The 25519-nt window shown below is 59.2% G+C and carries 14 protein-coding genes and 6 pseudogenes; 16 read left to right on the top strand and 4 right to left on the bottom strand.

Features of this window, described 5'->3' with window-relative positions; translation table 11 throughout:
- The first annotated feature begins 48 nt into the window (after nt 1–48).
- From P6U27_RS29310 to P6U27_RS29285, 6 genes and pseudogenes are all read left to right on the top strand, one after another.
- Nucleotides 49–387, top strand: a complete 339-nt coding sequence (locus P6U27_RS29310; protein WP_122405123.1) for a helix-turn-helix transcriptional regulator — start codon at nt 49–51, stop codon at nt 385–387.
- Nucleotides 377–1657 (top strand): type II toxin-antitoxin system HipA family toxin, encoded by a 1281-nt coding sequence (locus tag P6U27_RS29305; RefSeq protein ID WP_407121620.1) that lies wholly within the window; start codon nt 377–379, stop codon nt 1655–1657. The genes P6U27_RS29310 and P6U27_RS29305 overlap by 11 nt, the downstream gene beginning before the upstream one ends.
- Nucleotides 1658–2235: 578 nt before the next feature.
- Nucleotides 2236–3285: pseudogene (locus tag P6U27_RS29300) on the top strand (AMP-binding protein); the annotation flags it as partial.
- 87 nt (nt 3286–3372) lie between these two features.
- Nucleotides 3373–3438 (top strand): annotated as a pseudogene (locus P6U27_RS29295) (adenylate kinase); the annotation flags it as partial.
- Between the two features lie 79 nt (nt 3439–3517).
- Nucleotides 3518–3748: a nucleoside monophosphate kinase gene (locus P6U27_RS29290; RefSeq protein WP_407192975.1), complete on the top strand. Its 231-nt coding sequence runs from the start codon at nt 3518–3520 to the stop codon at nt 3746–3748.
- A 3-nt stretch (nt 3749–3751) separates the two neighbouring features.
- On the top strand, nt 3752–3943 hold the full coding sequence (locus tag P6U27_RS29285) for a hypothetical protein (protein ID WP_407192974.1): 192 nt from the start codon (nt 3752–3754) through the stop codon (nt 3941–3943).
- A 572-nt stretch (nt 3944–4515) separates the two neighbouring features.
- On the opposite strand, the pseudogene P6U27_RS29280 reads toward P6U27_RS29285, so the two are convergent.
- Nucleotides 4516–4914 (bottom strand): annotated as a pseudogene (locus tag P6U27_RS29280) (hypothetical protein).
- A gap of 566 nt (nt 4915–5480) precedes the next feature.
- On the opposite strand from P6U27_RS29280, the pseudogene P6U27_RS29275 reads away from it, so the two are divergent.
- Together P6U27_RS29275 and P6U27_RS29270 are read left to right on the top strand one after the other, a co-directional pair.
- Nucleotides 5481–6404 (top strand): annotated as a pseudogene (locus P6U27_RS29275) (TauD/TfdA dioxygenase family protein).
- Between the two features lie 28 nt (nt 6405–6432).
- A complete protein-coding gene (locus P6U27_RS29270; protein ID WP_244607765.1) occupies nt 6433–6765 on the top strand; it encodes a hypothetical protein in 333 nt (110 codons plus the stop codon).
- Here P6U27_RS29270 and P6U27_RS29265 read toward each other — a convergent pair.
- Nucleotides 6758–8077, bottom strand: a complete 1320-nt coding sequence (locus P6U27_RS29265; RefSeq protein ID WP_122405118.1) for a DUF3422 family protein — start codon at nt 8075–8077, stop codon at nt 6758–6760. The genes P6U27_RS29270 and P6U27_RS29265 overlap by 8 nt on opposite strands.
- A gap of 1365 nt (nt 8078–9442) precedes the next feature.
- Here P6U27_RS29265 and P6U27_RS29260 point away from each other — a divergent pair.
- Nucleotides 9443–10582: a TlpA disulfide reductase family protein gene (locus tag P6U27_RS29260; RefSeq protein WP_407192973.1), complete on the top strand. Its 1140-nt coding sequence runs from the start codon at nt 9443–9445 to the stop codon at nt 10580–10582.
- Between the two features lie 158 nt (nt 10583–10740).
- On the opposite strand, the gene P6U27_RS29255 is transcribed toward P6U27_RS29260, so the two are convergent.
- On the bottom strand, nt 10741–11931 hold the full coding sequence (locus P6U27_RS29255) for an aminotransferase class V-fold PLP-dependent enzyme (protein ID WP_407194494.1): 1191 nt from the start codon (nt 11929–11931) through the stop codon (nt 10741–10743).
- 260 nt (nt 11932–12191) lie between these two features.
- Between P6U27_RS29255 and P6U27_RS29250 the strand changes: the two genes are divergently transcribed.
- The gene (locus tag P6U27_RS29250; RefSeq protein ID WP_407192972.1) at nt 12192–13415 is read left to right on the top strand and encodes a diaminopropionate ammonia-lyase; all 1224 of its coding nucleotides are present in this window, start codon (nt 12192–12194) and stop codon (nt 13413–13415) included.
- Nucleotides 13416–13430: 15 nt separating this feature from the next.
- Here P6U27_RS29250 and P6U27_RS29245 read toward each other — a convergent pair whose 3' ends face one another.
- Nucleotides 13431–13913 (bottom strand): Lrp/AsnC family transcriptional regulator, encoded by a 483-nt coding sequence (locus P6U27_RS29245; RefSeq protein WP_122405115.1) that lies wholly within the window; start codon nt 13911–13913, stop codon nt 13431–13433.
- Nucleotides 13914–14130: 217 nt separating this feature from the next.
- Between P6U27_RS29245 and P6U27_RS29240 the strand changes: the two genes are divergently transcribed.
- From P6U27_RS29240 to istB, 6 genes and pseudogenes are all read left to right on the top strand, one after another.
- Nucleotides 14131–14940, top strand: a complete 810-nt coding sequence (locus tag P6U27_RS29240; RefSeq protein ID WP_283809907.1) for an effector protein NopP — start codon at nt 14131–14133, stop codon at nt 14938–14940.
- 3241 nt (nt 14941–18181) lie between these two features.
- A complete protein-coding gene (locus tag P6U27_RS29235; RefSeq protein WP_162500423.1) occupies nt 18182–19432 on the top strand; it encodes a tyrosine-type recombinase/integrase in 1251 nt (416 codons plus the stop codon).
- A 691-nt stretch (nt 19433–20123) separates the two neighbouring features.
- Nucleotides 20124–21557, top strand: coding sequence for an NEL-type E3 ubiquitin ligase domain-containing protein (locus P6U27_RS29230; RefSeq protein ID WP_407192971.1), 1434 nt, complete (start codon nt 20124–20126; stop codon nt 21555–21557).
- A gap of 767 nt (nt 21558–22324) precedes the next feature.
- On the top strand, nt 22325–23293 hold the full coding sequence (locus P6U27_RS29225) for a restriction endonuclease (protein WP_407192970.1): 969 nt from the start codon (nt 22325–22327) through the stop codon (nt 23291–23293).
- A 764-nt stretch (nt 23294–24057) separates the two neighbouring features.
- Nucleotides 24058–24621 (top strand): annotated as a pseudogene (locus tag P6U27_RS29220) (Mu transposase domain-containing protein); the annotation flags it as partial.
- Between the two features lie 218 nt (nt 24622–24839).
- Nucleotides 24840–25499, top strand: a pseudogene (gene istB, locus P6U27_RS29215) (IS21-like element helper ATPase IstB).
- The last annotated feature ends 20 nt before the right edge of the window (nt 25500–25519 follow it).

Raw genomic sequence — 25519 nt, 5'->3', positions numbered from 1 at the left:
ATGATCCACGAAGCTCTTAACGATCTATTTATGAACCAATGTGATCCCATGGCTAAGATCCATCACCCGATTTCTGTCTATGCAGCCGATGCTGCGGTGCTGCTTGGGCAGCTTCTGCGCAAGGCCCGCATCGAACGGAAGATGAGCACGGTCAACGTCGCCGAGCGGGCAGGGATCTCGCGCGGGCTGCTGCGGCGCATAGAGGCGGGCGACCCGCGATCCACCATTGGGGCTGTCTTTGAAGTCGCTGCGATTGTCGGCGTTAGGCTGTTTGACGTCGAGCAGGCGACAATGTCTCAGGCGATCGAAAGCAATCGCGAAGTCATGACGCTTCTGCCTAAATCCATTCGTGCCCGGCGGGGTGAAGAGGTCAAGGATGACTTCTGATCCCAAATTCACCGAGGCCTATGTCTGGACTTGGCTACCGGGCCAGACGAAACCGGTTGTTGCAGGCCTTCTGTCGGCGCGTGGCGAACAGCTCCTGTTCAACTATGGACGGAGCTATATCGAGCGCAAGGACGCCATCGCGCTTTACCAGCCCGAATTGCCACTGCGGAGCGGAATCCTTCCGCTTCTTGCGGGTCTGAACATGCCGAGCTGTATTCGCGATGCCGGCCCCGATGCCTGGGGCCGGCGCGTGATCCTCAATCGGAAGTTCGGCGCCCGCGGGAAAGAGATTGACGCGGGCAGTCTTGATGAGCTGACCTTTCTCCTCGAGTCAGGGTCGGATCGCATCGGCGCGCTCGATTTTCAAGCCTCGCCCTCCGCCTATGTCGCGCGTGAAGGCGAGGGCGCCTCTCTCGCTGAGCTTTTGAATGCGGCGGCACTCGTCGAACAAGGAACGCCGCTGACGCCCGAGCTCGACCGGGCGCTTCTCCACGGTAGCTCCATTGGCGGGGCGCGCCCGAAAGCGACGATTACCTCCGATGATAAGAAATTCATCGCGAAGTTTTCTTCGCAAACCGACCTCTATAGCGTGGTGAAGGCGGAATTCATCGCAATGCGCTTGGCCGCGGCGGCCGGGCTTCGCGTCGCGCCTGTGAGCCTTCAACGCGTGGCGGGCAAGGACATCCTCCTTATCGAGCGCTTCGATCGTGCGAAGGCTACCGGCGGATGGTACCGGAAGGCCATGGTATCCGCCTTAACATTGCTTGAGCTGGACGAAATGATGGCCCGTTACGCCAGTTACGAACAGCTCGCCACGACCATCCGTCACCGTTTTACGGAACCCAAGGAGACGCTACGGGAGTTGTTTTCGCGCATTGTCTTCAACGTGCTCTGCGGCAACACGGATGATCATGCCCGAAATCACGCAGCCTTCTGGGATGGCGCGAATCTGACGCTCACACCTGCCTATGATATTTGCCCGCAAAGCCGCACGGGCGGCGAGGCGACGCAAGCGATGCTGATATTGGGCCAGGATCGACACAGTCAGATTGCGCTTTGCCTGAAAAGCGCGCCATCGTTTCTTCTCAACGAGGCGGATGCCGTCGCGATTGTCGTGCATCAAATCAAGACCATCAAGGATCGCTGGTCGGTGGTTTGTGACGAAGCAGCGCTTGGACAAGTGGATCGAAACTTGTTTTGGGGCCGCCAGTTCCTCAATCCTTACGCCTTCATTGGCGCGCCGCAGGCCATAACGAGCCTGATCAGCTAGTTCGATCGGAGACCAAACACATGAGCGACAAACACGCGGTCGAAGTCTTCCAGGATCTCTCGATCCTTGGTCCCGAAACCAGGCGTGCAGAGCTGCGGAAGTCGCTTCTTGCCGCTGCAGCATCGCCAGGGAGCGTGGGATAGACGCCGAGAAGGACCTTGGTCGCATGGCCGCGGCGAGGATATCCTCGTCTTTCAACGGCAGAGCGACAAGAGCCTGCCTGCGGCGCGGCTTACGCTCTGGTCTCGTGAAGGTGGGTACACGCTTACAAATATCCTTCCGAGAGAGCTCGGCCGGCTTACTCAAGCGCAATACAATGACCACTTGCAGGAATTCGAACGCCTGATCGTTAAACCGGCAGCTTGTCGACCGGCTTCGTCGTAGAGCTGTCTTCTCCCGGCAGTCACTTGAAGAGTGGGTTTCGCCTGAGGCAGCGAAGGCGCTTGAAGCCTTCTCGGATATGGCGAACAAATCCACCGGCTCATCGCATCGGCAACAGCGCTGGCTCCGCTTTTTGATCCTGGCGCATTTCAGCGCGCAAAAACTGGACAGCGAACGGTTACGCCGCATGAATTGTGTGCACCGCCGATGTCGGCTGGATCACCGGCCACAGCTACATTCTCTACGGCCCGCTGGCGAACGGGGCGACCACGCTGATGTTCGAGGGCGTGCCGAATTATCCCGATAATTCCAGGTTCTGGAACGTCATCGACAAGCACAAGGTCAACATCTTCTACACCGCGCCGACCGCGATCCGCGCCTTGATGTAGGGCGGCGACGAGCCGGTGAAGAAGACCTCGCGCGCGAGCCTGCGCCTGCTCGGCTCGGTCGGCGAACCGATCGATCCGGAAGCCTGGGAATGGTACCACCGCGTCGTCGGCGACGATCGCTGCCCGATCGTCGACACCTGTTGGCAGACCGAGACCGGCGGAATCCTGATCACGCCGCTGCCGGGCGCAACCAAGCTCAAGCCGGGCTCGGCGACGCAGCCGTTCTTCGGCGTGGTGCCTGAAATCGTCGACGCCGACGGCAAGGTGCTGGAAGGCGAGACCACCGGCAATCTCTGCCTCACCCGCTCCTGGCCGGCCAAATGCGTACCGTCTACGGCGATCACGCCCGCTTCAGCAGACCTATTTCTCGACCTACAAGGGCAAGTATTTCACCGGCGACGGCTGCCGGCGTGATGCTGACGGCTATTACTGGATCACCGGCCGCGTCGACGACGTCATCAACGTCTCCGGCCACCGCATGGGCACCGCGGATAGAGCGCGCTGCTGGCACACGAGAAGGTCTCGGAAGCTGCCGTGGTCGGCTTCCCGCACGACATCAAGGGGCAGGGCATGTACGCCTATGTCACCCTGATGGCCGGCGTCGAGCCGACGGAGGATCTGCGCAAGGAGCTCGTGACCTGGGTGCGCAAGGAAATCAGACCCATCGCCTCGCCCGACCAGATCCAGTTCGCGCCCGGCCAGCCCAAGACCCGCTCCGGCAAGATCATGCGCCGTATCCTGCGCAAGATCGCTGAGGACGAGCCGGGCAGCTTCGGCGACACCTCGACGCTGGCCGATTCCGCCGTGGTCGGTGATCTCGTCAAGAACCGCCAGAACGGGAAGAACGGGCCGGCTTAATCGGCCACGAACATCGGTGTGATGGTGATCCGGCATGCGCCACTGACCCGCGCAGCCATTCGAAGCCGACTTTGACGGAGGAACGATATGAGGCTTGTTCTCTTAGGACCACCTGGCGCCGGGAAGGGAACGCTGGCGGTCAGGCTATCCCAGACGCTCGGGATCCCGCAGCTCTCGACTGGTGACATGCTGCGGCGCAGCGGTATCTGGGAGAGCCGCGATCGGGTGACACGTGGCGGAGATCATGGAGCGCGGCGAGCTCGTCCCGGACGGTCTGGTGATCGGGTTGATCGCCGAGCGCATTGCAAAGCCTGCCTCGGATCGAGGTTTCATCCTAGACGGATTTCCGCGCACGGTTGCCCAAGCTGAAAGCCTTGACCATCTCCTAAAGGGCCATGAATTGAGCCACGTCCTCGAGCTGAAGGTCAGCGAGAAGCAGTTGCTGGACCGGATCCTGGGATGAGCCATGCACGCTCGCGTTGGGAAGCCGGTGCGGGCCGACGACAATGAAGAGGCGCTCAGCGTGCGGCTGACAGCCTACGCAAATGAGATCAGGCTGCTGAGCGATTGTTACGCTGCCAAGGGATTGCTCAGAACCGTCGACGCCTCGCACCCAGTTGATTATGTTACGGCGGCGCTTGTTCAGGCAATGGAGTGAGCAAAGTTGCTGTGGACCAGAACGGATTAGCGATGAAGTGGCCATCCGAGGCGCGACGGCCACCGAAAGTCGACCCCGTTTCTCGGCATTGATTAGGTTTTGGACAAAAACAGATAATTTTAGCCGTCCGTCCGGGGCGATCATGCAGTTGCTCAGATCCGGCTGGAGAATAGGCTTGGAGGACGACTCAAACCGTCTTGCAGAGTCGTGCCTGTGTGCAAATCGCAAGAGCGCATTCCGCCGGTCTGAAGCAGTCCAGTCCAAGGCATGTCGATGCCGGACCCGACGTGACGAATCTAACACGCTGTGGTGCAGTTCCTTGTTGCTGCGAGCGCACGCAGCTGCGGTCCGGCTTTTCTGGTCAGTTCACCTATTTAGAACGACGGTGGTGACAGGCCATCTATCAGGCATGTGGCGCGTAGCGTGTTGGCCATCAGCATCGCGATTGTCATAGGCCGACACCGCCGGGGACAGGCGTGATTGCGCCGGCGTTGGCGCCGCGTTGTCGAAGTCGACATCACCGACCAGCTTAATCTTGCCAGGCGACTCGCCCAGCGACATCCGTAAGCGCTTTAGCGCTTACCGACATCCGATTTGATGCCAACGTCGATTACCGTCGCGCCCGGCTTAATCCAGTCGCCTTTGATCATGCGTGCAAGGCCAACGCCACGACGAGAATGTCAGCGTGACGGCAAACTGCTTCCAGATTCCTGGTCCGGCTATGCGGCGACCGTTACGGTTGCATTGGCAGCTAGCAAGAGATTGGCCATGGGCTTGCCGACGATGTTCGAGCGACCGACGACGACGGCGAACAATCCAGAGAGATCCTTGCCGCAGACCTGCTCAATCAAAATCATCGCGCCGGCTGGAGTACAAGGCGGATAGATGAAGAAGTTCAGAGAAAGTTGCCGCTTGCCCGTAGCCCGGCTCGCAAAGGTTGGCGCCGGGTGTCGGCGTTGTCGCCTGCGCATGCGACGAGACTCTATGTCGACGGCCGCAAAGGGGTCGATGAAATGAATTTGCATTGTTGTGCTGGCCCCGAGCATGAATCCCGTGAACCGATCGCCGATCAGAGACGAGTGCGTTCAAGTCGTTTCGTACGCCGGTTGGTTCGATCTTGCTGCTGCGGAGTGCGCGAACCGGCCGACGGGACGCGCATGACCGCAAATATTTCCATGTCCGTGTTCCCAACGAAGCGATCATTGCCCGCAACGAAAAACAAAGCTGGTTTCGTTTCATTGACTGGATCGCAATCGCTTTTACCATCGGCAACGTCCAAGCGAGGTCGTTCACCATGCGGCGATCCGATCCACTCGTTCGCGGCTGATCTCGGCTCCGTGCGGGCGCTGTTGCGCCGAAACGATGGCGGAGAGCTGTACCGCCGGGACTTGTGCGCTGTCGAGCTAGCTACCGGCGCACATGGCAGCGGGTCCCACCCAGGACCGAAATCCAGGAAATACCCCATCACTCGCTATCGCCGGTCTGACCGGCGCATGGCGGAGCTTTGTCCAGACAATCACAAAGAGAGACCACGGACATGAGCAGCACGACCACCATCGACAACGTCATTCCGCGCGCCGACATCGTCAAGCGCGCGGCACGGATCGGCGCCGAGATCAGGAACATAAAACTGTCGGGCGATCTGTCCGACAACGTCATCCGCGCCATGAACCAGGTGCTGCTCGAGCACAAGGTCATCTTCTTCCGCGACTAGGGCGACGATGCCGAGCAGGAGCGCTTTGCGGTCCGGCTCGGCAAGCTTATACCGCATCCGACCGTCGGCGCCACCAATGGCACGTCCTCGATCTTGGAATTGGACTCCGGCCGCGTTGGCGGCCGTGCCGATCAGTGGCACACCGACATCAACTTCGTCGACGCCTATCCGAAAATTTCGGTGCTGCGCGGCGTGGTGATCCCGCCCTATGGCGGTGACACCGTGTGGTCGAATACGGCGGCGGCTTATCGCGACCTGCCGGCACCGCTGCGCAAGCTCGCCGACGGGCTCTGGGCGGTCCACAGCAACGCCTACGACTACGCCGTGAAGACGCGGGCGACGGAGGCGGACCGGAAGCATTTCGACGAGGTGTTCACCGGCACCATCTACTAAACCGAGCATCCGGTGGTGCGTGTCCATCCCGAAACCGGCGAGCGCACGCTCGTGCTCGGCAATTTCGTCCAGCGCTTCGTCGGCCTGCCGAAATATGACGGCCAAAAGCTGTTCGAGCTGTTCCAGTCGCACATCACGACGCCGGAAAATGCGGTGCGCTGGACCTGGCGGGCCGGCGACATTGCGATTTGGGACAACCGCGCGACCCAGCACTACGCGGTCAATGACTACGGCGATCAGCACCGCGTTGTGCGCCGCGTCACCATCGATGGCGAGGTGCCGCTCAGCGTCGACGGCCGTCGCAGCGTGACTCGCGTCAACGCGTCGAAACCGCAGACGGCCAAGGCCGCCTGAGTCCGCTCCAACGACCGGATTTGCCAGGATGAATTCCCTGCTTCGATTTGCCCGCGCGCGGCATCGCGCCGCGCAGTTGCTGCTCGCCGGTGCCTTGGCGCTCGGCCTCGGAGCGCCGGCTTTCGCCGAGCCGCCGCTCGAGAAGACGGAAATCCGCTATCAGGGCTGGGCCGGGCAGGTGACGTTTATCGAGCTCGCCGACGATCTTGGCTATCTCGCGCCGCTGAAGCTGAAATGGGTCGGCAACACCATCAGCGGCCCGCAAGACATCCAGACCACCGTGACTGGCGACATCAACATCGGCGGTGCGTTCTACGGTGCGATCCTCAAGCTGACCTCAAGCAGCTTTGGTCTCAAGTAACTGACGGCGCGTCGTCGTGCTTGAGGTGCCGCTTTCGAACATTGTAACTCACCAGCCAGATCACACCGACCGCGATCGGCACGAAGGCTGCGGTCAGGAACGAGGGCTCTACTCGCAGTCCGACATCATGCGCGCCCTTGGCAAGATAGCTAAACAGGCTGACCACATAATATCCTATCGCCCCGACCGACAATCCTTCGACCGTGCACTGCAGCCGAAGTTGCTGTCTCGCGCGCTCGTTGATAGCCTGCAACAGGTCACGATTCTGTCGTTCGATTTCGACGTCGACCCGGGTTCGCAACAGATCGGTGGCACGCGCGAGCTTGACCGACAGAGTCGCCTGACGATCCTCCACAGTTGCGCAGGTTCGCATCGCCGGCGCCATTCGGCGTGCCAGAAACGACGACCAGGTTGGATACCCCGACACATCGCTGCCTTCAATAATGGATAATCGCGATTGGACCAGCTCGTTATAGGCCCTGCTGGCGCCGAATCGAAACAGGCTGCTTGTCGCGCCTCTTTCGAAGGATGCGGCCAGCGCCGTCAGCTCTGCAAGCAGATGGTTGTTGAACTGCAGCCCCTGACCGCTTTGCATTTTCTCGAGCGCCTCAACAAGACGGCGGTCAATGCGATCAACAGATGGTGCAAGCTCAAGGGCCGCCGACAGGCCAAGCAGCGCCAATGGACGGTAGGTCTCGATTTCCAGGAGCCGCTGCACCAGCGCTCCGAGATCGTGCGATGTCAACCCGAGGTCGCAGACGAGGATCTTCGTGAAGCCTTTTTCGTCTACGCGGAAGTCTGAGGCGGCAACGGCTGCGCCGCTCTTTGTGGCAACCATGGCCAGGCTGTTCTTGTCAAAAATCTGTTCGGCCCGCCTGGTCGGTGAGGTGTCCTGCTCCACTTCTAGCCTGATCGCGACCAGCAACTGTCCGGTCTGACGCAACGCGCGGATCAGCGATCGGACGGTACCGTCAACCTTGTCAAATTGGTCTGCGGCAGAACAATTTGCGTTACTCCAGATCCAGGTGAATGTTGTAAATTCCGAATGCTGCTCCCAGCGTAGCGCAGCAGGCCCGATGACAATCTGATGAAGTTTTGCCGATTGCTCAGGCGGCGTAAGATTGCGCTCGAGGCAAAAATCGATAAAACGGCAGCGATCGCTGGTGGCCGCCTCGCCCTGTGCAAGAAAAGCGAAGTGGATCACGCTGAACGGCGAAACAAGGCGCATGAAGGGGCGCGCGTGCACTTCTCCGAGCACAGCGTCACGTTGCGGATGTGGTGTGAAAGTTCGCAGATCCAGTTCATCGATCATGTATTGACGCCTCGCTTCAGGTGAGCAGGCAACCGTCAGCCTTGACGTGGCAGGCCGATGGCGGTGCTGCGAAACGGTAGAGCCGCTAGGTTGTCGATCGAGTCATGTCGACGATCACTACCGAGGCCGCCTCGAACTCGGGAAAGAGATCTTACGGGAGGAAGATCAGGCCAGACAGATTGAGATGCAGCCGCCTCATCCAGCTTTCGAAATGACGCCATCAGCGTATGGTCCTGTGTCTATGGCGAAATGCCGCATTGTCGCTCAATAGGTGTAACGGTGCGTCAGCGAGCCGTTCCCCGACGTTGGCGGTGGCGCGCGGCACAGTTGGACGAATGCCTAGATTTACGTGGACATCGTTGTCTGTCTCCGAATCCCACTGACATCCCTCGCCACCAAAGGGGACCGCGTGCAACTGAAGATACGCCGGCCCTCTTCTAAAAGCAGTTTCGCCGTGGGATGACCGATGCCGCGCGAGGCCGTGGCACGCGGGAACGTCGTTCTCCCAGCGTGGTACAGATAAACGACTTCCGGTGCGGCAACTGCAGTGTCGATTGACGGATCGAGGCCCAAACTCCACTCCCATCCTGTTGCCGGCACCAAACCTCCTGGCGCCGAGAGCCGTTGCAGGATTTGGGCCAGCACTACAGAAAAGGCACTCTCGCTTCCTTTTTACGGAATGTGTCGTCGTAGACAGTCGGAGGGGGGGGTCAGACATGAGCGCGTGTATTCTGACAAAATGCGCACGTGGCACAGGCCAAAGAGAAGGGTCTGTTTTCGAAGGTGATCGCTCGAAGGCCGCTGCCATTGTTTTGAGCGGCCATGCTTTGGTTGGACTTGTTGATGCAGAGCCATGCGAGTGATCGGGTCCGGAACCCCGGGGGCAGGCTCGGCAATGCGCGGATAACTTCACCTCGAGTGAGGTTGACCGGATCACGGAGCTGGAGCGCTCTCCTCACCTTTGAAGCGTCACTCAGAGCAGCGCAAGCGTTGCGGCTCAACCGGTGTGTCGCAGGGACGCAGATACGTGGCGATTGCGCAGTCAAAAACTTACGCGAAGACGATGGTGGCACGGACGTTGCTACTGGGGTGCAGCACTACTGAACGTGCTGAGCGCACCGAACGCGAGACCAGCGATGCTCTCCTTCCTTGAACCGATGTGGCCCGCGTGTGAAAGGAAGAGCTTGTTGCGTATGATCTTGTGTGTCGTCGCCCTTAGCGCGGCGGCACGACATTCGCTGCGGATCTTGCTCGCGGCAGCGCGTCTACATCAAGGCAGCCCCGGCAGCCCCACTAGCGGTCCCGATCAGAGATCAGCTAGCGCAAAACGCCGCGCAGCCTTTGACAATAACTTTGGAGAGTAACATGGTGCTGGGTTTAGAGTCTCCTGCTCCTCCGATCACGGTGGAGAACTGGCTGCGTGGCGAGCCCCTCACGAGCTTCCAGCCGGGAAAAGTGTACATCGTCGAATTTTGGGCAACTTGGTGCGAACCCTGTGTCGCCGCCATGCCCCATCTGGTGGAGCTGCAAGATAAATATAGAGACAGCGGAGTTGAGGTCGTCGGAGTCGCAGCTTATGAACAAGCTCGAACGACGGACGAGGCCCGAACCAACTTGGACGCATGGTTGAGCGAAAAGTTGCCGAACCTCAACTACCGGGTCGGATTCGACTCAGAGAAAATGGACAAGCTTTGGATGGATGCCAGTCTTTCTGTCGGGATTCCCAACTCGTTCGTCGTCGACCGTGACGGCCACATCGCCTTTATCGGTTTTCCGACGGAACTCGATGGCGTTCTGCCGAAAATCCTTAACGGCGGCTGGCGCACCAGCGATGAAGCTAGAAACGCCGATAAAGAGCGGATCGCTGAAGGCGAAAAAGAGGCGCGCAAGCGAGCGTTGACTGAACCGATCTTTGCTAAACTTACGCCAGCGATGGAGGCGGAGGACTGGGCGAAGGCGCTTTCTGTGCTCGAAGAGGCCGTCGCGGTGATGCCGGACGACGTCGACTTCCGCGTGCTCCGTGCGGAACTGTTGCTTCACAAAGTGCGCGACTTGCAGACCGGCTTGCCGGTCATGAGCCAATTGGTTCGCGATGCAATAGACAAGAAATCCGAGCTGTGGATGGCCCGGGCGATGCGCCCACTTTTCGATCCGGCGAATGACAACTCCCACTTGCCGCCCGCCGAGCGCTTTGCGATGGGTAAGGAGTTGTCCGAACACATCCTGGCACTGAATCCTCCGCAACGCGGCCAGGCTCCCAAGTTCCTGTCCTATCCGGCGGTCGCCCAGTACTATTACGAGAGCGGCAACAAGGATCGTGCGATCGAGTTGGTCGAGGTGACGCTGAAGTCGCTGGACGGTCCTGAGCCTCTCCCCAACGAGCTGAAACAAGAACTTATGTCGCCGTTGGTCCAAACGCTCGCCAACTACAAGGGTGAGAAAGCTTGCTATGGAGCTCTTTGTGCAACTCCACAACCCGGAGTTCCGCAAACTACCAAGGTGTAAGCGCCGGAGGAGAAAAGATGAAAAAGAGAGTGACGCGGAGGCCGCCTATGGAGGATGGAGAGACGTGATCCGAACGGCGACCCCTCGATAAGCCACATGCTAGGCCGCGATCGCAAACTGGACATGTTTGACCAATCGGCGCCGCTCGCAGCCTGCGACTACGCGGCAGTTCCCCTGACCGCTGACGCGAGAGTGTGAACCTCATCAATCGTATTGTAGTAATGGGGGGATGCGCGAACAATGTCAGGCAGACCTCTGCGCGCTGCATCTAACGGTGTACTTGCTGGTGGCGAGACGGATACATTAATCTTGTGCCTTGCAAGCTTGCACATGACCTCGCGGGCACCTGCGCCCCGTACTGTGAACGACACGATTGAAGCCGGACGTTCTCCAAGATCGTGAAGCAAGACCCCAGGGACGGTGCCAAGTGCTGCTCGCAACTGGTTCGCAAGCTGGCGGCAACGTTGTTCGATCCTCTCGATACCAATCGAAAGCGCGTAGTCCGCGGCGATACCAAGTCCAAGCCGCGCCGCGTAGTTCGCTTCCCAAGTCTCGAATCGTCGTGCGTCGGGCCTAAGTTCGTAGCGCTCAGGTCCAACCCAAGGTGCGCCAAACAGGTCTATCATGGCGGGTTCGATGTCCTTGAGGAAATCGTCTCGCATGTAGAGAAAGCCTGTTCCGCGCGGACCACGCAAGAATTTCCGTCCTGTTGCCGTCAGCATATCGCAACCAAGTGCGCGGACATTAACGGGGATCTGACCAACAGCCTGGCACGCATCCAGCAGGTAGGGAACGCTATGAGCGCGTGCGATGCGTCCCACGGCTTCAGCTGGGTTCACTAAGCCGCCATTCGTCGGTATCCACGTGATGGCGATCAGCCTTACGCGCTTATCAATCATGCGCTCCAGCGCCTCCGGGTCCAGAACCTGATATGCGTCTTCCGGTATAACCTCGACCCGTGCGCCCGTACGGCGGGCAACCTGCAAAAGCGCAACATAGTTTGCCGCAAACTCTGCGGAGCTAATGAGAATTCGGTCGCCAGGGCCAAAGCGGAGCGAATAGAAGGCGCGCTGCCATGCCAGAGTGGCATTCTCAGTCAGTGCAATTTCTTCGCGCTTTGAGCCGACTAGTCGAGCAATGCTATCGTATACGCCCTGCAAACGCGCCGTGCTCTCGGCGCTCGCTTCGTAGCCGCCGATTGTGGCTTCCCGCTGGAGATATGCGACCATGCCATCGACGACGGGGCTCGGCATCAACGCAGCGCCGGCATTATTAAGGTGGATTCGGTGCGCAACGCCAGGCGTATCTGCTCGCAAGCGAACGACGTCGGCATCGGAAAGATTGCTGATCGAGCTTGCAGTTGGCTTTCGAATATTATGCACCTGAAGTCCATTCTTCGCGATACGGTAGATGGAGAGATTCGCAGGCACTACCGGTCTTCGATCAGCAAATCTCTGGAAACATGCCTGACAGAAGAGCCCAAACCCGCCATTTTAAGGTCCACAACGCCAAAATCCGTCATTTGCGGCTTCATAGATAGCGCCAAACGGCCTCGCGGGTTGGCAAAAGTGGTTTGCGAAGACCGTACTTGCCTGCCAGGAGGATGACCTTGGTCCCCACTTCAAAGCCCGCGGAAACTCTGTCGGAGACGCTTGCGAACCATCGACCCCTTCTACTGCGCAATCGCTCCCCCGAATTGAAAAAGGCTCCTTGGTGGTGCGACCGCAACGCAGGAAATGATCCTCTGCGCCTTCTTCGGGCCTGTCCGCACTATGCACCGACCAGCTTGATTTCTTTGCCGCATATGGCGGAAAAGCTGGGTCTCGGCGAAATCTGGATCAAGGATGAGACACAGCGGCTTGGCATAGGCAGCTTCAAGGGGCTCGGCGGAGCCTACGCAGTGCTGAAGCTCGCAATGAAGCACGTTGAGAGGCGGACTGGACGCTCGATTTTGCCTGCAGAACTGGCGGAGCCTGGCGTGCGGTCTATGCTTTCGGAGCTCACATTTTCATGTGCTTCGGACGGCAATCACGGTCGTTCGGTATCGGCCGGAGCGGGCCTCATCGGTGCGCGGGCTGTTGTATATCTCCACCAGGGTGTGAGCGACGAGCGGGCTGCTCATATTTCGCGGCTCGGCGCTGCAATCGTGCGCGTGGCTGGAGATTACAACGACTCCGTCGAGGCTGCGGCCAAGGCTGCCTCGCAGAACGGTTGGATCGCCGTCCCCGATACGGTCGGCCCCGGGGAGGACGACACTGCTTGCACGTTTGTGGTCCAGGGGTATTCGATACTGATCGACGAAATTATTGCAGCCACGGCAGGACAGACAAAGCCATTTACGCATGTTCTGGTTCAGGCTGGTGTGGGAGGTCTTGCTGCAAGTGTGTTCGGCCATGGCTCGGCACGGGGGCTATTCGGGGGCGATACTCATCTTTGGATCGTCGAGCCAGAACTGTCGGCATGCCTTTACGAGAGCGCCCGAGCCAAGATGCCCGTGCGACTCCCGCCGGGGCCTGCGACGAACATGTCGATGCTCGAATGCCAACGCCCATCGTTGTTGGTCTGGCCCATCATCCAAGAGCTGAGCAGCGGCTACATCACGATAACGGATGAAGAGGCCGCGGACGCGGTACGTTTGCTTAATGAGGGCGTTTCAGGCGATCAGCGTCTTCGTGTCGGAGAATCGGGAGCGGCGGGATTGGCAGGCCTCTTACGGGCGGCCGAAGAGAAGGACCGAGAGGGGCTTGGGCTCGATCAGTCCGCCAAGGTTCTGCTCTTTGCCACGGAAGGGCCTACCGACCTTTCGGTTTGGAGCGGAACGCAAAAGGCATGAACAGGGCCCGGCCAATCACGATACGTCAAGATTAATCCGGGTGGTGAACTTGACGGTCTGCATCGATACATATGTGTTGAACGACTTGATGTTTTTGTCGGGAAAGAATGCTCGCTCGGTGAAAGCCCCATATTCCTCCATAGAGCCAGTATTGACGACGAGAATGAAATCAGCCGAACCCGTTACGTAGTAGCACTGCGTAACCTCAGGATAGGCGCTCATTCGATTTTTAAAGGTGTGCAGAAGGTCGAGCTGCTCTTGCTCGAGCGCCACAAGCACGATCGACGTGACCCGTTTGCCGGCGACCGAAGGCGATATGATCGAGACGTCGGATATGATCGCCCCGTTTTCGCGCAACCGCCTGAGCCGGCGCAGGCAAGAAGTCGGCGAAAGTCCCACGCGTTCTGCCAATTCCTCAGCGGTCTGCAGATTATTCTCCTGCAGCAGCATGAGAAGCTTCAGATCGAGCCGATCCAGGTCGGTGCGCGTGACAGCCATTTAAAATTTAGATTTGCAGCTTTCTGGCATTTTGGGTGAAGACGCTTCGGCGAGCGCGGTGTCGAACTGCGCGCGCTCGCCGGCTCGCTCTACCGTTTCAGAGAATTTTGCTTTCCGTTTATTGTCGGCGTCAGCTTACGGACAGCTAAGCTGCTTATCGGCGGGGTCAGGTCTAATGACCTGAACACAATGCAACAGCCATAGGAGTGTGGTCGCCATGGGCGGTCGAATTAATAATTGGTCGGATATTCCATCCGCTGATGAGTATCATTACGCGAGCTCCCCGGAGCACAGGAATGCTGACTATTTCGCGGACGCGTTCGGTAGAATGGGATTGCAGGATTCGGGTGCCAGCTCATCCTCGCAGCCGAGTTATTACCTCACTTCAAGATCTCCCGTTGTTGAGATCGACCAAGCCGAATTCCGGGAAAGGGTGAGGAGTTTTCATGGTGACGAGATCAATCACATCGCCAACAATCCGCAGGAATACTCAGAATTTGTATCCGAAAGAGCTAGGCGCACCGCCGATGTCGCTAGCAGTTACGCGATCCGAAGGGATTCTGATGCCGCCCGATATTACAGCTACCAACTGGGAAATAGGAGCGTCGGCCTCCAAAGAACGGAAGCCGGATTTCCTATGGCGACTGAGTTCACCAGCCAACGGTGGCGAGAACAGTTCCCCGGACGAACCGACGTCACATCAATCGTGGATTTTCAGGTTGCTCATCCGCTCGTCGGCAACGCCGGCGATATTCTGCTCGAGCACCAACTACGGCAAGACGGCGAACGGCCGCTGGTGAACTGGCGTCCTGCTAATGATGAAGCGAGAGCCCGTGCAGAACAAATGGGCTTCGTTCATGTAGATCACGATGATATGGTACTCGATCCCACCCAGTCCAGACAGTGGAGATATAGGGATGGTGAATGGCAACGTGCAACCAATTCTCCGATGTATCTCTCCAAAGTCAAAACGCCGAGTGATGATGAACCTTCACCAGAGTCCGATTCGGATGGAGACTTTATGTGACGTAAGATCTCCACCAATCGATTGAGCTAGAGCAGGAGCGCAGACCAGCCGACACCTGCGGCTTACGATCGAGCGTTGGATGGCCACAAAAGAAGATCCCGGCTTCCAACCGGGGTTGTCGACTGTGGCCCGGGCGGGAGAAGCGGATTGCCTATGGCATGCGCGAGCGTCATTGTGTCCTCGTCGCAGCCGTGCCCTGGTTGTCGATCGGCTTCCTTTGACAAGCTTGTCAGGAGCCTCGCGGAAGCCGAGCCTCCTGCTCAGGCGAGTTTCGGCATATACAGCGGCAGACCGTCGCAGCACATGTTAGCCGATCGGATAAGCTGACCTCGTCAGCTTATCGACAGCTGAGCTTCCTAGCATGCGAACGTCTCGATCTAGCCGATAGAGCCGCCTTATCGGCTGAGACCAAACATGCCATGAAGTTCAATGAACATAGAAAGGGCCCAGCCTCACACAGACATACCTTCCGAATCCGAAAGCACCGAGCCAACGTCTGGGGTCGCCGGACAGTCCTCCTCGTGCCTGCCCCGGTGGGCGTAAGCCTTGCTCGATGGGCCACAGGAGCGGCCGCCGCCGACCTCGTCTCGTCCCAGAGCCGCCCTGTATTCGGTTGCGAAGACCACGATGGCCAAGCGGGCCCCTTGGGCTCGAGCGCGCAGATCGTCGATTGAAGGCGGCTGATGGCCGAATACGTGTTCTCGAGCGCTTCGATCTCCGTGAGGGTGGGAATCCCTTCAGCTTCGTGAGGCGTCCGCGATGTCGAAAGCTCGTGATCCGAGGGGACGCAAAGGCGGAAAATAGGAGATTTCTGGCGGGTGCGCCCGGCTCGACCCCGCGATTGCCTTCGTGGGCGAAATCTTCGAAGCCGGGGAAGGACCGGTCTATGCGGGGCAACGGTCGCGATAGCTCGTGTGCGAGATCATCCGCGGAGAGATCGAGCCCGTGGTGCTCTAGCAGCGCCTCCCATCCGAGCGGTCCGAGACGCTCAAGAGCTGCCTTGACCCCAGAAAGCAGCTTACCCTTGGGTTTACTGCCGTTGCTACGAAACGCCGCGTTGGGCCATTCTCCGTTGATTTCCCCCAATCCACAAACAACCGCACAAACTATGAAATGCTTTTTGAAAGCAGCTCGTGCGAGCAGCTCGAAAGCTGGTACAGGAAAAAAGTTTATGTTGGAGATCATAGTTGTGTTATGCAGGATGCACAAAGTAATTGTTGATGGATAGTTTTTGAGCGGGGCCATTCGGGGCTGTAGTTCGTGCGAGCCGAGCCGTCTGAATTCGCGCTCGGTACGCAGACGATAGAATGCAGCCCGCAATCCAGATGCTCGATCGCGGTCTGGCCTTGGCCCGGCCTTTACAGCCGGACGTGATTGATCGAAGGAACTCACGAGCTTAGCCGGTGAAGCGGTGCCGCATCTCATCCAATATGGCGATCCCGAGCTCGATATACTTTCATGGCGCGGGTCGTGTCGCTCGCAAGGTGATATACCTTACCCAAGCTGAAAGGCCGTTGCCTTCGTCAATTCTGTCCCGGACGGCCCGGCATATAGCTAGTTGTTGCTCGAATGGTGTGATAGCGCGACCATCCGTGATATCGATGGCGATCAGACCAGATTGCCGAGTGCGTTCGCCTCGCCCAGCCTGTCTCCGATCACTCTGACACTGCCGAGGCGGTCGTTGTAGAAGCCGGAAGCTTGCTCCAAGTCGTCTAGGTCGGCGGAGACATTTCCGAGGTTGCCTAGAGCTACCGCTTCGCCCGGCCGAAATCCGATCTCCGGGAAATTTCCAGATTGATGTTCTGGTACTCTATGGTTTTAAAGGAACTCCTTTTGATATGCGTAGCACAGCCCGATATTGCGATGCGCCTCGAGTTGCTGAAGGTCTAAACGCGGGCTTCTGCGATCTGATTCTGAAATGCAGCGATCACAGAATCGACCGTTGGCCGATGATTTGCTCCCAGATTGCCTAAATGTATCGCGTTTCTCGCCAATCGAGATCGCATGCTTGGCGTATTCGTCACGCACGACGACGATAGGCATATCGTCATGATGGTGGCATCCAAGTTCAAGTCTGCATCTCGATGGAGGCCTCGTCGGCGCCGCCGCCACCGCCTCTCAGGTTGACGAAAACGAAGTGGCGCGCGCTTTCACTTCGCCGTTCCGGTGACCATGTCGGGATAAACCTGCCCGTTATCCCAAGTCGCCGTCTTAAAGCATTTAGCATGGTTAGCAGGTCGACCTTCGATTTACTCGAAACAGGTCTTCGGATTTGTATCCTCAACGGATACCATGCGCTGGCCATCGATGAACATCGCGGCGATTTTCGCGCCGACGCACTGGGACGTCCACCACCCGAATGACCCCAAAGCCATCGCAGCTCCCAAGGCCATCTCCAGTGTCGAGCAACGGCACCCCAACGTTGGAGGTGGATACGCGACCGACCTATTGCCTCAGGTGTCGTTGCGCTGGGATCATGAAGAAGGCCCAGAGGACAAGCATTCCGCAGTGAGGTGGATCTGGACGGTGACGGACTGTCGGCGCCGCTTGCGGATTCCTACAAAGAGTTTGCCTACGGCCATACTCGAGGCTAACCGAGCCGCTCTATCGGACGATCGGCCTGGAGCCGCACGTCCGAGATGACGGAGCCCATGTGAATGCGAACGAGACGATTGACAAGTCAGTATTCGACCCGCTGGCGGGCGAATGCGTCGTATCCTCCCAGAAATTGAGCTGCTGCCGGTTTGATGGACACCGCGATTAGGTATTTCATGAAGCCGGAGGTGGGCGACGAAGAGACGGGGGCTGCTACGTCCGCCCGACGTGGGGCGCTGAGCGCACTCTGTCGCAGAAATTTTGGCCGGTACATGCAGCCGGTCCACAACTCAAGCCCGTTCTGCTCGCGGCTACGCTCACCTACGCGATTGGTCGAGGACGCACTCAATTGTGCGACTAAGGAGCGTGGTGGCTTTATGCGGAGATTGGCCTTTGCGAAGATAGTGGGACTACTCGTGTAAGCCCCCACAACAGCTGAACAAGCGTCGATGTCAGATCGAGCGCAACCTGAAATTACACCCGATACTCCTCTTCGCCTTGTTGATGCCGTGAAGATCGCGTTCCCTCTGGGAGGAATGACGGTCGCGGGCCTACGTCGCGAGCGCGATCGTAACCGATTGGTTATCGAGAAGATTGCCGGGAAGGAATTTACGACCCTGGCTCATATCGAACGGATGCGAGAGCTATGCCGCGAAGAAGCAAGGGGGCCAGACTCCAGCTTAAGGCCGCCCGCCGAAACAAGAGCGGAAAGATCACCCACCAAGCGACCTGGATCATCAGAGACAACGGCCGGGATGTCTGCACGGGCTGCGCTGCAGATGAGATTGCGGCCGCGGAAGAAAAACTAAGGGATTACATAACGTCTAAACACACGCCCAAGAGACGAATTCGTCACATTGACGATATCGCCGTCGCGGACGTCCTCTCTATCTATTTGGATGCGCAATTGGACAAGCTTCGCGCCCGTTTCAATGTTGATAGCGAGAGCGAAGATACCATCCCCGATATCCGCAAGTTCAAAAAGCGGATCGAGCGGTTGAACGACTGGTGGGGAGCAAAAATGCTGGGCGAGGTAAATGGGGAGGCCTGTCGCTCGTACGCCAAGAAGCGCGCCAAGAGGGGAGGCGCGCGCCGAGACCTTGAAGACCTCCGCGCAGCCATTGGTCTCCATGCGGCCGAAGGATATCATCGGGAGATCGTCAAGATATCGCTGCCAGAGAAGGGCCAACCTAGAGACAAGTGGCTGACGCGAAGCGATGCGGCCAAACTGATTTGGACCTGCTGGCGCTATCGCGAAATGCAAAAGGGCTCGCGTCGGCCGACCGACGACCTGAAGGTCCCGACAAGCAAGCGTCCACTGCGCCATCTTGCACGGTTTATTCTATTGGGGATCTACAGCGGAACTCGTGCTGGAGCTATAGCAGCTGCATCTCCCATTCCCGCGATTGGTCGCTCTTATGTCGACTTAGAGCGCGGCCGCTACTACCGCCTGAAGCAGGGCAGCGCGCAAACAAACAAAAGGCAACCGACCGTGCCGATCCCCTTGCGCTTGCTCGCGCACCTGCGGCGCTGGCACCGAGCTAATCCAGAGGCGAAGCATTTCGTGGAGTACAATGGGAAGGCTGTTACCTCGGTCAAGACGGCATTCAAGAGTGCTGTCAGGCTCGCAGGGCTCGGCCCGGGAATCTCCCCTCACACTTTGCGACATACCGCAGCGACTTGGCTTATGCAGCGAGGGGCGGATCCCTGGCAGGCAGCGGGTTACCTCGGAATGTCGCTTGAGGTTCTCCTCAACACCTACGGCCATCACCATCCCGACTATTTGTCCGATGCCGTGGAAAAAATCGCCAGTCGTGATCCGGCTGGGGAAAGAAAAGCGCACGTATCTCCGGCTTTATCTGGTGCGGTGATTCCGATCCGGCGAAATGACGCCTGATAAGTTACTGGCATATTGGTGCGCCTTTTGGGACACATATCGAACGTTCTGCATCGTAGCCAACCCGGACTCGGCGCCAAAGAAGAGCGGAAGCCGATCGGATAACCTGTGACCTCGTCAGCTTATAGACAGCTGAGCTTCCTAGCATGCGAACGTCTCGATTTAGCCGATAGAGCCGCCTTATCGGCTGAGACCAAACATGTCATGGAGCTCAATGAATACAGAACGGGCCCAGCCTCGCGCTGGTATACCTTTCGAATCCGAAAGCACCGAGCCAACCTCTGCGGCCGCCGGGCAGTCCCTCTCTTGCCTGCCCCAGTGGGCGGCAGCCTTGACTCGGTGGGCCACAGGAGCGGCCGCCGCCGACCGCGTCGCGTCGCAAGACCGCGTCCTGGCGAGCTGGGCAGCGGAAGAGGGGCAGGGCGAAGGGGAGAATAGGCAAGAGGGGGTCAGCCGGACGAGGGCATGGCGGGACGAGGGTGATGTCAGAGACGAGCTGAATTTGTCGTCATTGTCCCTGACTGCCTTGCCAGCCTCACTCCTGCCCACGCTCCGAACCCTCAATGTCATCGGTAACCAGTTGAGCAGCCTGCCGGCCCAGCTTCCGGGCGGACTCCGGGACCTCTACGCCTCTGACAACCGGCTGACTAGTCTGCCCGCCCTCCCTAGCAGGCTCCGGCATCTCCACCTCATGGCCAACGAGTTGGTCAGCCTGCCGGCAGAGCTGCCATCCAGGCTCCGCAGTTTGACTGTCGATGGCAACCAGCTGACCCATCTGCCTGCCCTTCCGGCAACGATCGAGGAGTTCTCCGCCAGCAATAATCAGCTGACCAGTTTGCCCGACCTTCCAGCCAGGCTCCGCCGCCTGGACGTCAGCGAAAATCAGCTGACGAGCCTGCCCGATCTTCCAGCCAGACTGCGCTACCTGGACGCAAGCGACAACCAGCTCACGAGCCTGCCCGACATCCCGGCCAGGATTGGATACCTGGACGTCAGCGAAAATCAGTTGACCGATCTGCCCGGGACACTCCCGGTCGGGCTTGAAATGCTCGGCGCCAGTAACAACCAGCTGACCGGCCTGCCCGCGACCGTGCTAACGCAGCTCGGCAGCGCGTCCAGCATTGACCTGCGGTCTAATCCGATACCGGCGCCGGTGCTGGCCGATTTGGCGTCAGCCACGCGTGGCGCGGATTATGCCGGCCCGCAAGTCTTGCTGTCCATGCCGCTACAACCGATGGAACACCAGTCGCGGCCCCTGCACGAGGTTGTCGCGGACTGGCTCGCGGACCAGCCTGGCGCAGTGGACGCGTGGCAGGGCTTCGCCGCAGAGCCGGGTGCGCAGGACTTCGCTCTGTTTCTCGAAAGACTTGCGGGCACCGTAAACTATGGTCATCAGGCGTTCCGCGAGCAGGTGGCCGAGAATCTGCTACAGGCCGCGATGAGGCCGGCGCTGCGCGAGCGGCTTTTCGAGCTGGCCAATGGATCGACTGCGTCGTGCGAGGACCGCATCACTTTGACCTGGAACGGCATGCAGACCGCACGCCTGAACGCTGATGTCAAGGAAGGGCTCTATGACAATCGGCTCGATCAACTGCTCCAACACGGCCGTGTTATGTTTCGTTTGGAGGCGCTTGACGACATCGCACGCAAGACGGTCAGCTCGCTGCGTGGCGCCGACCCGCAGGCAAATATCGACGAAATCGAGGTCTATCTTGCCTATCAGACCCAACTACGGGATCAGCTGGAACTGCGCCACATCGCCACGGATATGCGCTTCTTGAATCTCGCTGACGTCACGCCCGACGACGTTGCCAGGGCTGAGACGTCGGTACGGGAACAGGAAGCGGCGGGTTTGGCGGATTTTCTGGCAACGCGCTGGGAACCTTGGGATACGGTGGTGAGGCGGATCGCCCCCGATGATCATGCCGCGATGCGAGACCGGCTTGCCGATGCGCTGGAAGATGAGTTTCCGACGCGCTTGAACGAACGACTCGCGGAGCATGGCCTGACAGATGATGTCGATGCCCGGCGGGTAGTCGGAGCCCAGATCCTCAGCGAAATCGCCCGCGAGATCAAAGGCGAGCTGATGCATAAGGTTCTCCGGGAGCACGGTCTCGAGCCCTGATCGATGCGATCGCCGCCACGATCATGCAGGCGCGGCGTCGCCTTTTCATAGAGCTGATGGAGGGCGGCATCGGCGTCGTAGACGGCCACGCCGGCCTCGCGAACGCTTGGTGGATTTGCCCATCCCGATTGAACCGGTCAGTCTGAGGATCCAAGCCGCAGGGATTCGCGCCGCGCGCGGTCATCTAGGACCCTAGTTCGATCCTGCGCGCCCACTGCCTATTCCGCCAAATTGTCCGGTGCGAAACTACAGGTGCATTTCAGCCGGAACCGGCTTCCGAGCGTGTTTCCAGTTCAGCTGGGCGATCGCCTGGTCGGCTACTGCAGAAAAGTCCGCACCTGCCATGATCGTAGGATTGAGCATGTTCCCGTGCAGCCGAGCAAGCGCGCGCAACTGCGCGCGGAATCGGTAGTTCTTACTCTCGGCTTCCCAACATGGAGTTCGCACGCTCGATCGTGTTGTCGGTCGCGCCCCCTATCTTCGCAGGCTTTGGCTAGTTGCTGCGCCCCTGCAGGGCCCTAGAAGCCGCACTCCGCAGGCTCTGGTCGCCAGACATTCCAAGCTCGGCCGTCCAGCACAACCCAAAATCATTTAGCGACAGATCGACGAAAAAGCAGCTTGCCAGATTCACACACGTGAAGGCCGCCGGTCCGCGAGCGTCCGCAGCGGCCCTTTTACGGGACAAGGTTGCCCCTTTTGGCTTCCCGTGCTCAATGGCTAGCCAGAAGCTCGCGCCCCCTCACGTTGTGCCATTGAGCCGGATGATCATGCCCTCATTTCAGCTTGCACCCCAGCAGGAAGAGTTCCTGAACAGCTTTCTCGGGCGGAACGATGCACGAACTCTGCTCGTGGCAGCGCCCGGCTCGGGTAAAACGGTAACATCCAACATGGCTGGCGTCCGGATGTTGGCACGAGGTCTAGTCGACCGCGTGTTGCTCGTTGTTGGTCACCGTGTGCTGGTAGACCAGTCGCAGCGCCTTCTCAAGAACGGTGATTTAGGGCACGAGACTGCCTCAGAATCCGCATTCGTAGCCACAACATACGCTGCGTTGACCGAAGATCCCGGTGGGATTTGGAAGGATGTGGCACCAAGAACGCGATGGCTGTTTCTCTTTGAAGAAGTTGATTGGGCTGGCCCTCAAGTCGAAACGATTGTGGCTGACGCGCTTAGCCGCTTCCCTGGTTCTCGGGCGCTTGTTGTCGCGAGCGAGGCACCGCCTGTTGCGGTGGACACTCAATTTACTTTCCAGTTCTTTGGGCGCGACGCGCTCGCCGAACCAGACACTCGGTTCCGGCTTGAGCAGTATGCTCCCAGCGTCGGGTTGTTGCAGAGGATTCAACGGAAACTCATCCAGATCGATGATCTCTCCTGGCGAGAGTTAGAGCAACTAATAGCCAGCATGCTTGAGGCTGACGGCTATTTGGTCGAACTACTGAAGGGCTCAAAGGATGGCGGCGTTGACGTCGTTGCGATCAAAGACCTCGGCGAGGCCGGGCTATTTAAGTCCGTTTGGCAGGCGAAGAAGCACCGTCTTGATCGGAAGGTTGGACTCTCGCTCGTACGTGAGCTAGCCGACACGCGGTTAGAACATGGTGCAAGCAAGGGCATCATCGTAACCACGTCATTTCTGACGAGTGGTGCACTGGAGCGCGTTGAACGCGATCAATATCTGCTCGGAAAAGTTGACCGGGCTGATCTTGACCAGTGGATTGAGAGAACTCTCCGAGCTGACTGACAAGGGAGATCCGGCGAATGAACCTGATTAAACGAGTTTGAGTTAGCGCCGTACGCCTCGCGAATGCTAGAACTTGTTGAAGAGCAGGTTCATTGTGTTCTCAGAGCAGAACCGAATCCGGAGGTCGAGAGCAGCGGTTCACGATTGTGTTCCTGGTCAACAGCTACCGCGACAGACATCCGAAAATTCCGCAACGCGGTTTCGCGGAAAATGTTGCGCCTTACTGCGACCTGAGCCGAGCGCAACCCGCCAAAAGGCCCAAAAAAGACACGACCACCTGTCAGAATTCGCGCCGCATCGAGCGGCTTGCTCAAACCCTGACAGGCAGCCGCTACTACTTGTGCCGGCTTATCCCAACGGCCAGCGATGCGCGGATGCTCTCCGGTCCAAGTTCAGCAGCAGATACGGAACAGGGTCGAACATACCCTTTCTGGCCGCCACGATCTCCGCGAGCGCGTTGCGAACGTCAATCTTCGGTTTCTCGCCTTACTTACTTGCGCCAATTCTTATCCTCGAACCGCCCGATCGCGGAACAGGTCGCTCTTGTCGCCGGGCCAGGCGATGATGTCGGCCAGCGAGTTCGCTTCCATCCGCGCGCGGCGCTTCCTCACGAAGTCAGCCATCGCTCCTCACCGTCCGGGACACGGCCACGCCCTCTTCAGGGCGGCGGGGAACATGATCGCCGGCAGGCCGTCTCGTTTCGACGGGTGTCCTTGAGGTAGGCGCAGAACACGTCTGTCACCTGCTCGAGCGTGGCGCGGTCGGCTTGCGCGCCGTATCGGGCGCGCACGAAGGGCAAGACGGAGAATGGCGTCGGTTACGTGAAGAAGAACGCGATTGCGGGGCATTCCTTCGCGAGCTGGGAGGCATTCGAGGCGCATCTGGCCGGATGGGAGCGTGAGGTTGCGAACGTTCGTATCCACGGCACGACCGGCGAGGCGCCGATCGCTCGCTTTGCGCGTGACGAGCTAAATCGGTTGAAGCCGCTCGGCGGGCAGCCGTCGTTCGGATCCTTGCGTGAACTGACCCGCGTCGTCGGCCATGATTGCGCCGTCGAGATCGACACGAACAGCTACTCAGTGCCGTGGCGCCTGATTGGCCAGCGCGTGGCGGTAACGATCGCGGCCGGGGAAGTGCGGATCCGCCATGGATTGCACCAGGTTGCGATCCACAAGCAATCGGATGGACGCCGGCTGCGGATCATCGACACCGCCCATCTCGATGGTGTTGCTGGTCGCAATGGCGCGGTCCGCCGGGCTGAGATCGCGGCGGCGGTGCTGGCGCCGTCCTCACCGCCGTCGCTGTTGCGCCCTCTTGCCGAATACGAGCCGTGGTTGGAGGAAGCTTCTGATGGAGCGGGCAAAGAAGATAATGGAAGCAACGACCGATCCGCTCGATGCCATGCTGGCGCGACTGCAGCTCTCCGGTATCCGCGATCAGCTCGACAGCCTGCTCGACGAGGCGGCGCGCGCGAACCTGTCGTCGCGTGAGACGCTGATCCTGCTGTGCGAGCGAGATCGCAGGCAAGGACCATCGCCGCATAGAGATGGCGCTGAAGCTCGCACACTTCTCGGCGGTGAAGGAGCTTGCTGGCTTCGACTTCGAGGCGCAGCCGTCAATCGATCCAAAGCAGATCCGTGTCTTGCCGCATCACGTTGGATAGCCAACGGAGAGAACGTGCTGCTGCTCCCCGCCAGGCGTAGGTAGAACGCACTTGTCGATCGCGCTCGGGCGAGAGGCGATCCTGGCCGGATACACGGTGCAGTTCACCACGGCGACGACGCTAGTCGCTGGCCTTGCCAAGGCGCACGGCGAGCGACGCCTGGACGAGAAACTTCTCGCGCTGTCGAAGCCAAAGCTGCTCATCGTCGACGAACTCGGCTACCTGCCGCTAGAACCTGACGCGGCCCATCTGTTCTTCCAACTGGTCAGCCGGCGATACGAAACTGGCGCGATGCTGATCACGTCGAACCGCAGCGTTGCCGAATGGGGTACAGTGTTCGCCGATCCCGTGGTCGCCACCGCGACCCTCGACCGGTTCCTGCATCACAGCCACGTGCTGACGATCCGCGGCGACAGCTACCGGCTCCGCGCCAAGCGCAAAAGCGGCCTCATCAAGATGCCGACCGCCGGTGACGGCCCTCCGGTCGGCTCCGCCTCTCTTCGGCCCGTCACCGGCGGAAACAACCTTCAACCGAGATCATAATCCCGATGGTGGGGGCAGTT

The organism is Bradyrhizobium sp. STM 3566 (genome assembly GCF_045571445.1).
Taxonomy (GTDB): domain Bacteria; phylum Pseudomonadota; class Alphaproteobacteria; order Rhizobiales; family Xanthobacteraceae; genus Bradyrhizobium; species Bradyrhizobium vignae.
Note: the sequence above shows the minus strand (reverse complement) of the source record. Positions and strands in the feature narration are given on the sequence as shown.

Coding starts and splice junctions, on each gene's coding strand:
- P6U27_RS29260 (WP_407192973.1), top strand. CDS start 9,443: ATGGTGCTGGGTTTAGAGTCTCCTGCTCCTCCGATCACGGTGGAGAAC.
- P6U27_RS29245 (WP_122405115.1), bottom strand. CDS start 13,913: ATGGCTGTCACGCGCACCGACCTGGATCGGCTCGATCTGAAGCTTCTC.
- P6U27_RS29225 (WP_407192970.1), top strand. CDS start 22,325: ATGCCCTCATTTCAGCTTGCACCCCAGCAGGAAGAGTTCCTGAACAGC.
- P6U27_RS29235 (WP_162500423.1), top strand. CDS start 18,182: ATGCCGCGAAGAAGCAAGGGGGCCAGACTCCAGCTTAAGGCCGCCCGC.
- P6U27_RS29270 (WP_244607765.1), top strand. CDS start 6,433: ATGAATTCCCTGCTTCGATTTGCCCGCGCGCGGCATCGCGCCGCGCAG.
- P6U27_RS29230 (WP_407192971.1), top strand. CDS start 20,124: ATGGCCAACGAGTTGGTCAGCCTGCCGGCAGAGCTGCCATCCAGGCTC.
- P6U27_RS29310 (WP_122405123.1), top strand. CDS start 49: ATGGCTAAGATCCATCACCCGATTTCTGTCTATGCAGCCGATGCTGCG.
- P6U27_RS29305 (WP_407121620.1), top strand. CDS start 377: ATGACTTCTGATCCCAAATTCACCGAGGCCTATGTCTGGACTTGGCTA.
- P6U27_RS29240 (WP_283809907.1), top strand. CDS start 14,131: ATGGGCGGTCGAATTAATAATTGGTCGGATATTCCATCCGCTGATGAG.
- P6U27_RS29265 (WP_122405118.1), bottom strand. CDS start 8,077: ATGATCGATGAACTGGATCTGCGAACTTTCACACCACATCCGCAACGT.
- P6U27_RS29285 (WP_407192974.1), top strand. CDS start 3,752: ATGCACGCTCGCGTTGGGAAGCCGGTGCGGGCCGACGACAATGAAGAG.